This is a genomic window from Streptomyces sp. C (genome assembly GCF_000158895.1).
GTDB classification, from domain to species: Bacteria; Actinomycetota; Actinomycetes; order Streptomycetales; family Streptomycetaceae; genus Streptomyces; species Streptomyces racemochromogenes.
In genome coordinates, this window is sequence record NZ_GG657750.1 from 3543957 (window position 1) to 3558071 (window position 14115).

A 14115-nucleotide genomic window follows, 5' to 3' on the forward strand; every position below is an offset into this window, starting at 1 on the left:
GAGTAGCAACCCTTACGCGAAGGTGCCGAGCAGCCGCCCGTACACGCCGAACACCCCGATGAGCAGCGGGAACAGCACGATGACGCCGATCGACTCGACGGTGTCCCCGACCCGCCGCAGCCGGACCCGCACGTGCTCGGGCGGCTGGACGGCGAGGACGCCGAGCGCCGCCAGGGCCAGCACCAGCAGCACCGCCAGCGGCCCGGCCGCACCGGCCCGGCCGGCCCACACCAGCAGCGCCGCCACGGTGACCGCGGCCCCGGCCAGCAGCAGCGCGACCACCTCGGCGACGAGCGGGAACGCCCGCGCGCGCAGCCACAGCACGACGGCGACCGCCGAGGCGAGGGACACCGTCCACACGTCGGGCTCCCGCAGCGCGACCACACCGGCCGCGCCCGCCGAGACGGCGGTGGCGAGGGTGGCCAGCACCATGCCCCGGTGGGTGGCGCCGAGGGCGGTGGCGACCTTGTACCGGCTGACCGAGGCCCCGCGGGCCCGCTGGTCGTCCAGGCCGGTCAGTCCGGCCGCCGCCAGGGCGAGACGCGGCAGCAGCCCGAGCAGGACCACCGAGAACACGGCGAGCACGGCTCCGGTACGGGCGCCCGCCTGGCCCTGCGCCAGCGCGGTCGACTCCCACACCACCGTCAGGCCCACCACGGCGGCGGCGCCCACGAACCCGCCCCGCCCGAGCGGCGTGAACCACCCCAGCAGCGCGAGCCCGACGGCCAGCGCACCCGCGACGGCGGCGAGCCGGCCCATGGCGCCCCAGTGCTGCGCGTCGCCCAGGGTCCACGCCCCGAGCACCCCGACGGCGGCGGCACAGGCCAGCAGCGCGGCCGCCAGCCCGGACCGCTTCAGCCGCCCGGCCAGCGCCCCGACGATCCCGGCGACCGCGGCCGCAGCGAGCAGCACGCCCGCCACGGCTCCCGGCGCGAACTCCCGCCGGGCGAACCATCCCGCCACCAGCGCCCACAGGACCATCCCCGCCCCGGCGGTGACCCGCCGCGCGGAGGGCCGCCAGCGCCAGGCGCGTACGTCCAGGTCCTCGGCGGCCTCGTCGGTGACGTCGTGCACCACGGGCGCGGACGGCACGTCCTGCACCCGCACGAGCCGCAGCACGGCCCCGTCGGCGATGCCGGCGTCCTCCAGGGAGGTGCCGTGCTCGATGACGGACCCGTCCGCCGTGACCAGGTGACGCAGCATCGGCTGCGCGGCCACCCGGTCGTCCAGCATCCGTATGACGTCGGGCAGGAGTCGCCCGACGGGCTCCTGAGAGGGCAGTACGAGATCCATCCGCCGCCGCTCACCAACCAGGGTGACCCGGCTCAAAGCCGTACCGCTCACTGCCCCCATGCTCACCACGCGCTCGAACCTATCACCGAGTACTGACCTGCCCGGGCGTCCCGACCTTGCCGATGAGGCGGTGGGAGATGAACGACCAGCCGACGCAGCCGGCGCACAGCACCGCCGCGATGACCAGCCCGGCGACGGCCTTGCCGATCCGCTCGTCGGCCACCCGCCGCCCGCGCTGCGCGCCGAACAGCACGGCGTCGCGCATCCGGCGCCGCCGTACCGCGACGGATTCCAGCAACTGGCTGTCGTAGTCCTCAGCCGCCACCCCGGCCTCCCTTCTCCGTGTCGCCCCGCACGCTAGTACGCCCCCTCACGACGCCGAAACCGGCACCGCCGGTTCCGTCATGCTCCTGCCACGTCGTCGGCGCTGCCCGGCACGGGTCACACCAGGCTCCCGATCCGCCGGGCCGCCTCCAGGTGGCCGATGGCGGCCAGGCCCGCGGACCCGGCCGGCAGGTCCACCGGCTCCCAGCGCAGACCGGGCCCGAGCACCTCGTCGGCCCGGACGTCGTCCCCGAGCGCCCGGCTCCGGAACAACGGGCCTGCACCGTACTCGTCCTGGTGGTACGTGATGCGCCCCTCGCCCTCCAGCGCGTCGAGCACGGCGTCGTCGAGCACGGCGACGGGCCGGCTGCCGAGGTAGCCCGCGAGCTTGCCGGGCGGCACCATCACGCCCACGAGGTCGATGAACACCCCCGAGCAGTCACGGCTGAAGGACCCGCCGCGCTCGTAGAACAGCACGAGCGGCTCGTACAGGTCGGGCGGCCCGGCCACGGCCTCCGGGGTCCGCTCCGCGAGCCCCGCCAGCCGCACGGCCCCGGCACAGGTCTTGCGGAGCTCCCCCCAGACGACCGTGCGCCGCAGCTCCTCCAGTTCGGCCGCCTGCGCGGGCGGCAGCCCGAACTCCGGGTCCAGGTAGGGCGTGACGTCGTAGAACGGCCAGGCCTCCTCGGCCCCGCAGGCCTTCGCCCACACGGCGGCCCGCCGCAGGTACTCCCACATCAGCACCTGCCGGGACCCGCAGCGCTCGAACGCGAGGTCCCACCGCATGTCCCAGTCCACGGCCCGCAGCCGCCCCAGCATCCGCGACGCCGACACCCTCAGCCCCTCCCCGAAAGCTCCGCGAGCGCGTCCGGCGACGGCGCCCGGTGTACGACCGTTCCGACGGACACCCCGTCCTCGGTCCGGCCGAGGCAGCCGTCCAGGGCCTCCGACGCCCCGGCCCCACCGCTCCGCGCGGCGCGGAACCGCAGCAGCCAGGGCACGCCGGCCCCGAATGCCGCGTCCCCCGCCGCGCTGCGGGGCTCGTAGCCGGCCGCGCCGTCGGCCGACGCCCAGAGGAACCCGAGGAGCCGCTCCCCGCACCGCACTTCGGCGTACCGGACGGACTCCTCGGTGGTGGCTTCGTAGTCCCCTTCCCCGTATCCGCCGGGCAGGAGCTTCATGAGCCGCCGCCACCGCGCGGGCACCTCGAACGTGCCCCAGGAGTCCGCGTACGCCGCCCCTTCCGCCAGCAGGTCGGCGAACCCGTCCGCTGTGGGCCGGGCGTGCCGGGTCTCGTCACCCGGGTCGACCTCGACGCCCGTCAGCCCGGAGATCCGCTCCAGCGCGGCCGCGAGCCGGGGCGCGTTCCCGGCGGCCACCTCGGGCTGCGGCCGCTCCCGGAGGTCCTGGGTGAGCCACGGATCGGCGTAGGCGGACAGTACGAGGATCGCGCCGCCCTGGCCCCACAGGTGGACCCGTACGACGAACAGCTCCTCGGCCCGCCGCCGGACCCCGGCCTCCGGCCACTCACCGGGGAGCCGGAGGCTCACCGTCAGGTGCTGACCGGGCAGCAGCCGCACGGCAGCGGCTACCTCGGCCATGGCGGCGACGGGCACGTCGCGCCGCTCGAACAGCGGCCGGCCCATGGCCGACAGCTCACAGAGCTCAACTGCGCCCGTTCCGCCGTCGGCGATCAGCCCGAGGGAAGCCAGGACGTCCCTGACCTCCCCCACCAGCGCGAGGGCCCGCGAAGCCCCGCTCACGGCGGCATCGAGCACGGGGGAGGGCTCCCAGAACCACTCCCCCACCGGCTCGGTCGTGATCACGAGCGCTTCTACTCCTGCGCCAGTTCCACCAGCTTCCGGAACTCGTCCACTTCGCCCGTGGCCTTCACCTCTACGCGGCCCGCCACTGGGTCGGCGGGGCGTTCCCCGAGCTCGAGGATCGCGGCGGTGGGCGCCAGGCCCCGTTCGTACGCTTCCTGAAGCCGGTCCAGCCAGGTCAAGCCGGCCCTGTATCCATCCAGATCCGCCAGTTCACGCGGCTCGAAGCTCGCAGCGCCCTCGTCGTCCGAAGCCCACAGATATCCCAGCACACCGTGAGCCCCCACGACCGGGACGTACCGCACGGCACCCGACGCCCGGCGCCCGTATCCGGCCGTGAACTTCGGACTCTGGCTGAAGATTTCGTTCCGATAGGGGATCTCGAACCTTCCCCATACGTCGGACGGGGAGCCATCGTCGTCTTCGAAGTGGTTCTCGACCCCCGATTCCGTCGGAATGCCGAGCCTGGACGGGTCGTCGGGGTCGATCTCCAGGTCGAGCTCCTCGGCGATCTCCGCGAGCGCCATGGCCAAACGGGGTCTGTTCACCTGGAACACCGCGTCCTGAGCACGCCCCCGCAGGTCGAACGGCATCCAGGCGTCGGAAAAAGTCGTGAGGCTTACGTTGAAGTACCCCTCGGACACGGCGACGGACAGCGCGAAGAGCCCTTCCACTGCTTCGGCGCCACCACCACCGGTTTCCACGAGACCATCACACACGGCGTGCAGTTCGACGCCACCCATCTCCCCGTCGGCGATGGCTTCCTTGATCCGCTCGTCCAGCGTCCCGTTGAACGAGACGCTCGTAGCCGTGTCCGCGCCCGGGCCGATGGCGAAGTCCGCGCGAAGGAGGGTGCTCCGGCGGCCCATCGCCGGGACTTCCACGGCGACACGGCCACCTCGGGGTGTGCCGAGGTGATGTCGATCCAGGACCGCGAGGGCTGTCGTAAACCGACGGACGGCCTCACGGACCAGGTCGGTCTCACGGCCGGGCTCCCCCCAGGACCACCGCGCGACGGGTGTGCTGGCAATCAAGGCCGTCCTCCTGGCATGAAGCTGGCGCCGGGCGGATACATGAGCGTTCCGTCCTCGACACGAAGTACAACGATCACACCTTGCTCAGAATGGATCCTGGCAAGTTTCTTCTCGATTCCCGAGGCCAGCATGTCCGCCACGCTCCCCTTGGTGTCGACGACGAAGACCTTGACATCGGCGGCGGACTGGGAGAGCTGGCCCATGTTCTGCCACATCTTGTCAATGACCTTCTTGGGGTTCGCGACCTCCTTGAACTGATACCCGTAGATGTTCCCGTCGGCGTCACGGGCCATCACGTCCATATCAGTGTCCGGGCCGGTCTTCACCCCAGGCTTGATCTCGACATCCTTCTTGATCTCGAAGCTGATGTCCCTGACGCCCGAGTCGAAGAGCTGATCGGCCAGTCGGAGCTGTTCGATGCCACCTGACATCGCGTTCTTCTGGCTGAAACTGCCCACAACCTGCTCGAAATTCGTCATGCCGTTGAACTTGCCCGACGCGATCAGGTCGGCCACTTCCTGGCCCGCCGGGTGATCGGCCAGATTGGCGAGCGCCTTCTCCAGGTCCGGCGGCTTTGGCTTTCCGGGACGCATATTGGCCCGGATCTGCCGCTCCGTCTCGCCACCTCTCTCGAAGGGACGCGGCTCCTCGCGGGGAATCCCTTCATCCCCGAGGCCGCCCGTGCCCGAACCGCCGTGTCCGCCGCCGGCGCCAGGGCCGTCGCCGTGGCCGCCGCCGCCCGTGGAGGGGCCGTCGCCGTGGCCGCCCGTGGAGGGGGTGTCCGTGTGGCCGCCGCCGGTGGGGGTGGTGTCGGTGTTGCCGTGGCCGGGGGTCGTGCCGCCGGGTTCGGTGTGGCTGTTGTGCGGCAGGTTGTCGGCGGTGCCGCCCGGGGTGTGGGAGGCCGCCCCGCCCGGGGTGTGGGTCGTGGCCCCGCCGGGGGTGTGGGAGGTGACGTCCGCGGTGTGGGCGCCGACGCCGACCGGGACCTCCTGCCGCTTGGGGACCTCGGCCAGGGGGTGGTCGACGCCCTTGGGGACCGAGGTGAGGTCCTGCTTGGGCAGGCCCTTGTGGTCCAGGAGCTGGTTGGTGACCTTGTCGAAGTACTGCGGACGGCCGAGCGCGTCGTCGGTGAGCTGGACCGTGTCGTCCGGGTGCGGGAACTTCACCCCCGGCGCGTCGGCCTTCGGGAGGTCCTTCCACACCACGTCGTCGAGCTTCGGGAACGCGCCGTCGACCTTGCCGAGGTTCGCGAACAGGTCACCGATCTTCAGCTTCGCCAGGGAGCCGGCCTTGCCGATGTAGGTGATCGGGTCGATGATCTTGCCGGCCTTCCCGGCCACCGAGAGGACCTTCGCGATCCCGCCCGCCTTGGCCGCGGTGCCGGCGCCGCCGGTGAACACGGTGGTCAGGACGTTGAAGGTGACCGCACCCGCCGCGCGCGCCGGGTTCTTGCCCCACTCGTCCCACGCGACCAGCGCCTTGCCGGTCTCCTTCATCGCCGTGCGCGAGTCGCGCAGCCAGCCCGGGAGCTGCTTGTCGTCCGCCATCCAGAAGGCCGTGCCGACGCCGGGGATGGTGGTGATGGCCAGGCCGGTGGCGAGTTTGGCGAGACCGGTCCAGGCCTGGCCGGCCTTGTCCCAGCCGTCGACGCCGACCAGGGTGCCAAGGCCCCGGATGGTGCCCCAGATGCCGTCGACGATGATCCCGTCCCACACGAAGGACTTGACCCAGTAGCCGACCTCCCACGCCCGGTGGGTCTCCTCCAGCTGCGAACCCCACGGCAGGTCCTGGACCTTGTTCAGGTCATCGGCCTTGTAGCCGTACATGTTCGCGCCGTTCGAGCCGTCGTTGACGGTCAGCGGCGGGGCGCAGTACAGGGCCCGGATCTTGTTCGCGCAGGTGCGTTCAGCCGCCCAGAAGGCCTCCGCGGCCGCGTTGACGTCGTGGATCAGATCGTTGTTCTCATCGATCTTCTTCCCGTCGTCCTTCCAGTGCTCATCCCCGGCGATCTTGTTCGTGAACGTCGTCGCCTTCGCCTGGAGCGCCTTCAGCCGCGCCACGATCGGGCGGGCCTCGGTGACGTACTCACCGAGGGCCTTGGCCGCCGATTCGAGCTGGTCGGCGAAGAAGTCGCTGTCCGTTTTCACCGGCTTGGTGGTGGCGAACAGCTGCGCCGCCTCGGGAGCGGCGTAGAAGGCGGACAGGCCCTGGAACTCGGAGTCGACGTTCGCGCCGGCGGTGCGGAAGGTGCCCGCGGCCGCCGTGATCGCCGCGTGGTCCTGCTCCAACGCGTCCAGGTCACCCGTGAACTGCGGGATCGTGCACGGATTGATCGGTACGTGGTCGGTCACTTCTGACCAGCCCCCGGAAGGTCGACCTTGGGCTCCTTCAGGGCTTCGTTCTGCGCGTTCTGCGCCTGCTCGATGTTGCCCTGCACGTAGGCCGTCGTGGCCTTGATCGCCCCGTTGATGGAGGCCTCCGTGCGCTTGCCGATGTACGCGAGGCGGTAGTCGTGGGACTGCATGAGCCCGCCCAGGGCACCGGCGATCGGGCCCATTCCGCCGCCCTCGCCGGCGGTGCCGCCGCCCGGCGTGATGGTGCCCGCGTGCTTCGCGGCCTCCGGCAGCTCCGTCTGGAGCGACTTGCCCGCCTTCTCGAAGCCCTCGGCGGCCGTGATCGTCTTGTTGACGACCCCCTGCACGCCGGACGGCTTGATGTCCCAGTCCATGCCCTACCCCCGTGTCCTCGCGTACTCGCGTCCCTCGTCCGGCGTCAGCCGATGTTGTCGACCGCCGCCTTGGCCTTCTGCAGCGTGGCCTGTGCGGTGGCGTCGTTCTGCTCCAGCGTGGTGCGGACGAGGCGGATGATGTCGCGGACCTCGTTCGCCGCCTTGTTCCAGCGGACTTCCTTGCCGTGGTACTCGTCGGAGACGCCGTCGGCCTGGAACTCGGCCATCGCGGCCTTCACCGCGTTGTCACGGTCGCCGAGCACCCGCTCCAGCTGGCCGATGATCCCGCCGAGTCCGCCCTGGACCTCGACGGAGGCGGCGATGTCGTACGAGGTGCGGTCCTGGTTCGCCATGTCTGTCAGTCCCCCGGGTGTCAGCGCGCGCCGAAGCGAGCGGCGTCGAAGTTCGCGGAGCCCATGTTCTGGTGGGCGTTGTCGCCCTGCTCCTGGTCACCGGTGGTGAACGAGGTGTCCATTCCGGCCTGGCCGCCGAGGATGGCGCGCAGCGAGGCGTTCAGCTCGGCGGTGATCGCGTCGGAGCGCCGCTTGAAGGAGTCGAACGCCTGGCGTCCGACGCCGTTGAACTTGCCCTCCAGCGGGTCCGCGGCGGCGACCAGCAGCTTGATCAGCGTGCCGAGGTCGTCGCTGGAACCGGTCGTGGCCTTGCCCAGTTCGGACAGCGTGGTGCTGCCCATGTCGAACTTCATTCACCCACCCCTGACGTGTTGTTCCGTCACTTGCGTGCGTACCTGTCTACCGAAGGGACGTTGCGAACACAAACACGGTTTCATCCGGCCTTGACGTCTGGCCGAAAATCGCCGTCGGCCGGTTGTCGTTTGCCCAGGACCTCCCGTACGTAGTCGTCCCCCGCGTCCCACAGCCAGGCTGCCAGGGCCCTGCCGGCCGGGCCCTGGCAGCGGGACACCGGGCCCGCGGCGTGCCGGAGGGCGCGGCCGGAGGACTCGTTGTCGAGCAGCGTCCGCAGCAGTTCCACCGCGAGTTCCTCGTCGACCAGGGTCACCGCTCCCGCGAGGCCGACGAGTTGGGTCTCGACGTCGAAGCGGTAGCGCTGCCCCGCCCGCATCCCGGCGAGGCCCCGTTCGACGGCGGCGCGGATCCCGGGCAGGCAGTCGCGTACGGACTCGGCGTCCAGGCAGTCGCCGAGCCGGTTGTCGAAGCCCTCGCGGTCGGCGAGGCCGACCAGGGCGCGGAGGGTCGCGGCACGCAGCTCCGAGGTGCCCTTCTGCGCCGCCAACTCCGCACTGCTGACGGCCGCTTCGCAGAAATGGCCGTAGCTGTCGTCCTGGGAGAACCAGCGGTCGATCGACCAGCCGTACCAGAAGGCGGCGCGGGGGTCGGTGGTGGCGGCCCGGACGACGGCCTCGTAGCCGGCGGGCTCGGCCCAGTGGACCAGGGCGATCAGGGCCAGGAGGCGTTCGCCGCAGGCCGCGGCGGGATCGTCGAGGAGGGCGGTGAGGCCGGGTACGCGGTCGCGGTGGGCGGGATCGTCCTCGCCCTCCCAGATCACCTCGTACGGGTCGCTGGTGGGCGTGCCGTCGAAGCCGGTGCCGAGCAGCCGCTCGTAGGCCGTCGTCATGTCAGGTCATCCATCGGTCGGGGCGGGCCGCCGCGCGGGAGGTGCGGGAGCGGACCGCCTGGTCGTGCAGCAGGCAGGCGGCCTCGGCGGCGGGGCGCAGCCGGGCGGTGACGGTGGTGTTCGCGCCGGTGTCCACGTGTACGTCGGCCACCCCGCGGGCGCGCTCCCAGGGGCCCTGTGAGCGGCGCACGCTCTGCACCTTCGCATGCGGAACGATCTCCGTGCGCCGGCACAGGCGGCCCCGCCGGGCGGCGAAGACCTCCTCCGAAACGGCCAGGCCGTACCCCTTCCACCACACCGGCACCACCCACCGCGAGCCGGTGCGCGGGGAGGGGCTGAACCGCAGGCCGGCCGGGTCCGCGCCCGGCAGCACGCGGGCGATCAGGGCGTGGGCGGCGTCCCGGGTGGCCACGGGGACCAGCACCCCGTTCTTGGAGCCGGCCACGGCCAGCTCCACCCGGACCCAGCCGCGCCGCCGCCACAGCAGCGGCTCCACGATCCGTACGGCCTGCACCCGGCCCGGCGGGACCGTCTCGTGGGCCCGGTCCAGCAGCCCGTGGTCCAGGCGCAGCCCGTCGGGGGACTCGGCGACGGTCCAGTCGTACCCGGTGAGGAACCGGCCCGCGGTGCCGCCCCACACGGCGCCGAGCAGCGGTACGAGGGTGACCGCGGCCGCCCAGAGGCTGTCGCTGAGCCGCCAGACGACCACCGGTGCGACGAGTCCGGCGGTCAGAGCGGCCCACACGTCGAGGCCGAGCAGCAGCGAGACCACCAGGTCCCGTACGGACACGCGCAGCAGCTCCCGCGCGGGGGCCTGGCCGACGGCGACGGCCTCGGCGGGCGCGAAGCCGGCGGCGCGGGCCAGCAGCTCGGCGCGCAGGGCGACGGCGTCGCGTTCGTCGAGGAAGGCCAGCTCGTCCTTGGCCGCGGTGCCGATGACGTCGAGCCGGAGCTTGGCGACGCCGGCGACGCGGGCCAGCATCGGGCGGGTGACGTCCACGGCCTGGAGGCGGTCGAGGCGGATGTGGGCGGTGCGGCGGAAGACCAGGCCGGTGCGGATGCGGAGCTCGGTGTCGGTGACGGCGTAGTGGGTGAACCACCAGCTGAGGAAGCCGTACGTGCCGAAGACGAGGACCAGCGCGGCCAGGACGAGCAGGCGCACGCCGGGGGTGAGGCCGGTGATCCACTCCTGGGCCCGCTCGCCCTGCTGGACGACGACACCGCCGAGGGCGGCGCCGGGCACCCAGGCGCGCCGCAGCGGGGTCAGCACGTGCAGCCGCCGCTCGCCGCTCCCCTGCGGGGCTTCCGGGTGCGCCGGGCCGGCCCCGGGCGCGGCGGCGGGAGCCTGGGCGGCGGCGGGCGTGGTGGGGGCGTCGGGGAGCCGCTGCGCGGGGCCGTCCCCTACCCGCCCTTCCACCGTTCCCCGGGGCTCCGCCCCGGACCCCTCCGCCGGGCGGTGCTCGTCGCCGGGGGCGGGGGTTCCCCGGTCCGGGTCCCCCGCGGAGCGGGGCGGCGGCGGGGTCACAGGCCCGCCGACCTTGCTTCGCCCAGGGCGGTCAGGCGGTCGCGGAGGCGTTCCGCCTCCGCCGGGGCCAGGCCCGGGATCCTGGCGTCCGTCGCCGCGGCCGCCGTGTGGAGCTGGACCGAGGCCAGGCCGAAGCGGCGCTCCAGCGGGCCCGAGGTCACCTCCACCAGCTGCATCCGCCCGTACGGGACCACCGTCTCCTCCCGCCACAGCACCCCCCGGCTGATCAGCAGGTCGTCGGCCCGTTCCGCGTACCGCCAGGACCGCCAGTTCCGCCCGATCAGCACCCACCCCCAGGCCAGTACGGCCGGCCAGAACACCGCGAGCACGGCCCACCACGGCCCGGCGGCCAGCCCCAGCGACACGCCGGTCACCACCGTGAGCGGGACCGTCCAGAGCACCAGCAGCAGCCGTCGGACCCCGCGCAGCCCGCCGGGCAGGCCCACCCACTCGGGGCGGTCCGTCTCACCCCTCGTCCCCGTATCCATGCACCCACCCTAGGACTGAGACAATGCGCCCATGACGGAGACCACGGTCGGCATCGGCGGTGCGGCGGAGAGCACCGACATGGTGCTCAACATCGGACCCCAGCACCCTTCCACCCACGGCGTGCTGCGCCTGCGGCTCGTCCTGGACGGCGAGCGCATCGCCAGCGCCGAGCCGGTGGTCGGCTACATGCACCGGGGTGCCGAGAAGCTCTTCGAGGCGCGCGACTACCGGCAGATCGTGATGCTCGCGAACCGCCACGACTGGCTGTCCGCGTTCTCCAACGAGCTCGGCGTGGTCATGGCCGTCGAGCGGATGCTCGGCATGGAGGTCCCCGAGCGCGCGGTGTGGATGCGCACGCTCCTCGCCGAGCTGAACCGGGTCCTGAACCACCTGATGTTCCTCGGGTCGTACCCCCTCGAACTGGGCGGCATCACCCCGATCTTCCACGCGTTCCGCGAGCGCGAGGAGCTCCAGGCCGTGATGGAGGAGATCTCCGGCGGCCGCATGCACTACATGTTCAACCGCGTCGGCGGCCTCAAGGAGGACCTCCCGGCCGGCTGGCTCGGCCGGGCCCGCGCCGCCATCGCCGACGTCCGCACCCGCATGGACGTCTACGACAAGCTGGTCCACGGCAACGAGATCTTCCGGGCCCGCACCCGCGGCGTCGGCGTCCTGTCCGCCGAGGCGGTCCACGCGTACGGGGTGTCCGGCCCGATCGCGCGCGCCTCCGGCGTGGACTTCGACCTGCGCCGCGACGAGCCGTACCTGGCGTACGGGGAGCTGGCCGACGTGCTGAAGGTCGTCACCCGCACCGAGGGCGACTGCCTGGCCCGCTTCGAGGTGCTGCTCGACCAGACGCACAACGCCCTCGACCTGGCCGTGGCCTGCCTGGACCGGATGGCGGAGCTGCCGCCGGGGCCGGTCAACCAGCGGCTCCCGAAGGTGCTGAAGGCGCCCGAGGGCAGCACGTACGCCTGGACGGAGAACCCGCTCGGCATCAACGGCTACTACCTGGTCTCCAAGGGCGAGAAGACCCCGTACCGGCTGAAGCTGCGCAGCGCCTCCTTCAACAACATCCAGGCGCTGGCCGTGCTGCTGCCCGGGCAGCTGGTCGCGGACATGGTGTCGATCCTCGGCTCGCTCTTCTTCGTGGTCGGCGACATCGACAAGTAGGGCGGCCGGCCCCCGCCGGGACGGGTCCGCGCGACCTGACAGGCCGGGGAAATCCGCCCGGGCCGTGTCGGTGGGGCGTCCTAGGGTGCCCCCATGACCACTGGCACGTACCCGGACTACCTGCGCCGCCTCGGCCTGACCGACCCCGGCGCCCCCTCCGCCGAGGGGCTGTTCGCGCTCCAGCGCGCCCACCTGGAGCGCATCCCCTACGACAACGTCGACATCCACCTCGGCCGGCCGCCCGGCATCGACCCCGGCCTGTCGGCGCGCCGGTTCGCCGAGGGGCGCGGCGGCTACTGCTTCCACCTCAACGGCGCCTTCGCCGCGCTGCTGGAGGGCCTGGGCTACGACGTGACCCGCCACCTGTCCGGGGTCGAGGCCGACGACGGGTCGCGGGTGGTCAACGGCCAGCACCTGACGCTGACCGTGCGGGTCGACGGGGCGGCGTACTGGGTGGACGCCGGGCTCGGGGACGGCCCGTACGAGCCGCTGCCGCTGCGCGAGGGCTCGTACGAGCAGGGCGGCTTCCGCTACGCGCTGCGGCGGCTGGACCCGCTGGAGGGCGAGGGCCCCGGCTGGAGCTACCTCAATCCCGACAGCGGCATGCACCGGGTGAACTTCCGCGACGCCCCCGCGGCGATGGCCGACTTCGAGGCGACGCACACCTGGCTGTCGACCTCCCCGGACTCCTCCTTCGTACGGACCTTCGCGCTGTTCCGGCGCGACGCGGACGGCGTGGACATCCTGCGCGGACGCGTCCTGTCCCGCCGGGCGGGGGGCGGGAAGGTGACGGCCGAGCGGGAACTGGCCGGGCGGCGGGAGTTCTTCGAGGTGCTGGAGGGCGTCTTCGGGCGGCGGCTCGACGACCTGACGGAGGCGGACCGGGAGGTCCTGTGGGCCCGGGTGGACGAGGCCCACCGGGCCTGGCTCGCGTCCAAGGCCGAGAAGGAGGCCGCGCCCGCCTCCTGACGGCTTCGCTGTCGGTGCGCCAGGGCAGACTGGGGGCATGTCCCACTCCCCCCGACGGGCCTGCCCCGCCTGCGGCCGCGACTGCGCCGTGACGGCCGGCCGGATCGCCCGCCACGACCCGCCGGCCGGGCGCGACCGGGGCGACATGGTGTCCTGCCCCGGCTCCCGGGCCCGGGTGGTCCTCGGTGCCTCCGCCCCGACGCTGGACGGCTTCGTCCTCGGGCCGCATCCGGGGCAGTTGCCGCTGTTCTGAGCCGCCCCGGCCGCTGCCGTCTGGGTACGGGGGCCGGGCGGACTGAGTACGCGTACGGATCCCCCGGTCCGGCCCGCCGGGACAGGATGGCCGCATGACCTGGAGCCCTCAGCCCCCGACCGCCGCCGCGCCCCCGTCCGCCGGGGCGGGGCGGAGCCGCGTGCCCGCGGTGGTCGCCGCCGCGCTGTTCGTGCCCGCGCTGGTGGCGGCGAAGATCCTGGTCCTGATGACCGAGAAGGGCGGCCGCTGCCTGATGTACGGCGGCTGCGAGCCCTTCCCCGGGGTCGTCTTCCTGGTGCTGTGCGGTGCGGCGGCGGTGGCGCTGGTGCTGGCCCTGGCCGCGCCGGCGCGGCTGCGGGGCCCGGCGCTGGGCGCCCAACTGCTCCTGGAGCTGTGCACGGTGGGCCTGGTCCTCGCCTTCCCCTGAGCCGCCGGGCCCGCCGGATCCGCCGGCTTGTGCACAGGCTGTGGAGATCCGTCCGGCCGGGCCCCTCAGGGCGTGGCCGGGTCCTCGGTCGGGAGCTCGCCGGCCGCCGTCCGCCAGGCTCCGGGCCCGCCCCGTGTCACCGAGGATCGGTCGGCGTCCTCTGCGGCCTCCGCCAGCCACTCCCGGTGCTCGCGCCGGGCGTCGGTGAGGCTCTGGCTGCCGTTGGGGCCGCCCCAGACCTCGTCGGCCTCCTCGTCGCCCTGGCCGTCGTCCTCCCAGCCGCACTCGCCGCAGATCTCGAAGCAGGCGCTCGACTCCAGGGTCGGCTGGAAGCAGCACGGGCAGTCGAAGACCTCGCCCGGCTCGCCCATGCGGCGCTCGCGCACTAGGGGGTGTCCGCAAAGTGGCGCCGTCCGCCCGGAGGGCGGCCCCGCGTCGTCCGGTGCGTGCTCTCGGCGTGCCGGGCGGAAGCCCGCGTACT

17 protein-coding genes are annotated in these 14115 nt (G+C 73.0%); 4 read left to right on the forward strand and 13 right to left on the reverse strand.

Annotated features, from left to right (window positions below; genetic code table 11):
• Positions 1–12: 12 nt before the first annotated feature.
• The 12 genes from eccD to SSNG_RS15800 form a co-directional block, all read right to left on the reverse strand.
• Positions 13–1353: a type VII secretion integral membrane protein EccD gene (gene eccD, locus SSNG_RS15745; RefSeq protein WP_042801093.1), complete on the reverse strand. Its 1341-nt coding sequence runs from the start codon at positions 1351–1353 to the stop codon at positions 13–15.
• Between the two features lie 22 nt (positions 1354–1375).
• Entirely contained in the window at positions 1376–1558 is a 183-nt protein-coding gene (locus SSNG_RS15750) for a hypothetical protein (RefSeq protein WP_050779875.1), read from the reverse strand.
• Positions 1559–1734: 176 nt separating this feature from the next.
• Positions 1735–2451 (reverse strand): hypothetical protein, encoded by a 717-nt coding sequence (locus SSNG_RS15755; RefSeq protein ID WP_050779636.1) that lies wholly within the window; start codon positions 2449–2451, stop codon positions 1735–1737.
• A 2-nt stretch (positions 2452–2453) separates the two neighbouring features.
• Positions 2454–3443: a hypothetical protein gene (locus SSNG_RS15760; protein ID WP_007264844.1), complete on the reverse strand. Its 990-nt coding sequence runs from the start codon at positions 3441–3443 to the stop codon at positions 2454–2456.
• An 8-nt stretch (positions 3444–3451) separates the two neighbouring features.
• Positions 3452–4474 carry a hypothetical protein gene (locus SSNG_RS39735; protein ID WP_007264845.1) on the reverse strand — a complete coding sequence of 341 codons (1023 nt, stop codon included), beginning with the start codon at positions 4472–4474 and terminating at the stop codon, positions 3452–3454.
• Positions 4471–6825, reverse strand: coding sequence for a hypothetical protein (locus tag SSNG_RS15770; RefSeq protein ID WP_007264846.1), 2355 nt, complete (start codon positions 6823–6825; stop codon positions 4471–4473). The genes SSNG_RS39735 and SSNG_RS15770 overlap by 4 nt, the downstream gene beginning before the upstream one ends.
• Positions 6822–7202 (reverse strand): DUF6507 family protein, encoded by a 381-nt coding sequence (locus SSNG_RS15775; protein WP_007264847.1) that lies wholly within the window; start codon positions 7200–7202, stop codon positions 6822–6824. Before SSNG_RS15775 ends, SSNG_RS15770 begins: the two co-directional genes overlap by 4 nt.
• 44 nt (positions 7203–7246) lie before the next feature.
• A complete protein-coding gene (locus tag SSNG_RS15780) occupies positions 7247–7555 on the reverse strand; it encodes a pore-forming ESAT-6 family protein (protein ID WP_007264848.1) in 309 nt (102 codons plus the stop codon).
• A gap of 20 nt (positions 7556–7575) precedes the next feature.
• Positions 7576–7908, reverse strand: coding sequence for a hypothetical protein (locus tag SSNG_RS15785; RefSeq protein WP_007264849.1), 333 nt, complete (start codon positions 7906–7908; stop codon positions 7576–7578).
• Positions 7909–7988: 80 nt separating this feature from the next.
• On the reverse strand, positions 7989–8798 hold the full coding sequence (locus tag SSNG_RS15790) for a hypothetical protein (protein ID WP_007264850.1): 810 nt from the start codon (positions 8796–8798) through the stop codon (positions 7989–7991).
• A 1-nt stretch (position 8799) separates the two neighbouring features.
• A complete protein-coding gene (locus SSNG_RS15795; RefSeq protein ID WP_241695238.1) occupies positions 8800–10074 on the reverse strand; it encodes a PH domain-containing protein in 1275 nt (424 codons plus the stop codon).
• A gap of 245 nt (positions 10075–10319) precedes the next feature.
• Positions 10320–10811 (reverse strand): PH domain-containing protein, encoded by a 492-nt coding sequence (locus tag SSNG_RS15800; protein WP_007264852.1) that lies wholly within the window; start codon positions 10809–10811, stop codon positions 10320–10322.
• 31 nt (positions 10812–10842) lie between these two features.
• Here SSNG_RS15800 and SSNG_RS15805 point away from each other — a divergent pair, with 31 nt between their 5' ends.
• The 4 genes from SSNG_RS15805 (at position 10843) to SSNG_RS15820 (ending at position 13634) form a co-directional block, all read left to right on the forward strand.
• Positions 10843–11985 carry an NADH-quinone oxidoreductase subunit D gene (locus tag SSNG_RS15805; protein WP_007264853.1) on the forward strand — a complete coding sequence of 381 codons (1143 nt, stop codon included), beginning with the start codon at positions 10843–10845 and terminating at the stop codon, positions 11983–11985.
• A 93-nt stretch (positions 11986–12078) separates the two neighbouring features.
• On the forward strand, positions 12079–12954 hold the full coding sequence (locus SSNG_RS15810; RefSeq protein WP_007264854.1) for an arylamine N-acetyltransferase: 876 nt from the start codon (positions 12079–12081) through the stop codon (positions 12952–12954).
• A 37-nt stretch (positions 12955–12991) separates the two neighbouring features.
• Complete coding sequence (locus tag SSNG_RS15815; protein ID WP_007264855.1) at positions 12992–13207, forward strand: hypothetical protein; 216 nt, start codon at positions 12992–12994, stop codon at positions 13205–13207.
• A 94-nt stretch (positions 13208–13301) separates the two neighbouring features.
• Positions 13302–13634, forward strand: coding sequence for a hypothetical protein (locus SSNG_RS15820; RefSeq protein WP_007264856.1), 333 nt, complete (start codon positions 13302–13304; stop codon positions 13632–13634).
• A 65-nt stretch (positions 13635–13699) separates the two neighbouring features.
• On the opposite strand, the gene SSNG_RS15825 is transcribed toward SSNG_RS15820, so the two are convergent.
• Positions 13700–14020, reverse strand: a complete 321-nt coding sequence (locus SSNG_RS15825; protein ID WP_007264857.1) for a CPCC family cysteine-rich protein — start codon at positions 14018–14020, stop codon at positions 13700–13702.
• Between the last annotated feature and the right edge of the window lie 95 nt (positions 14021–14115).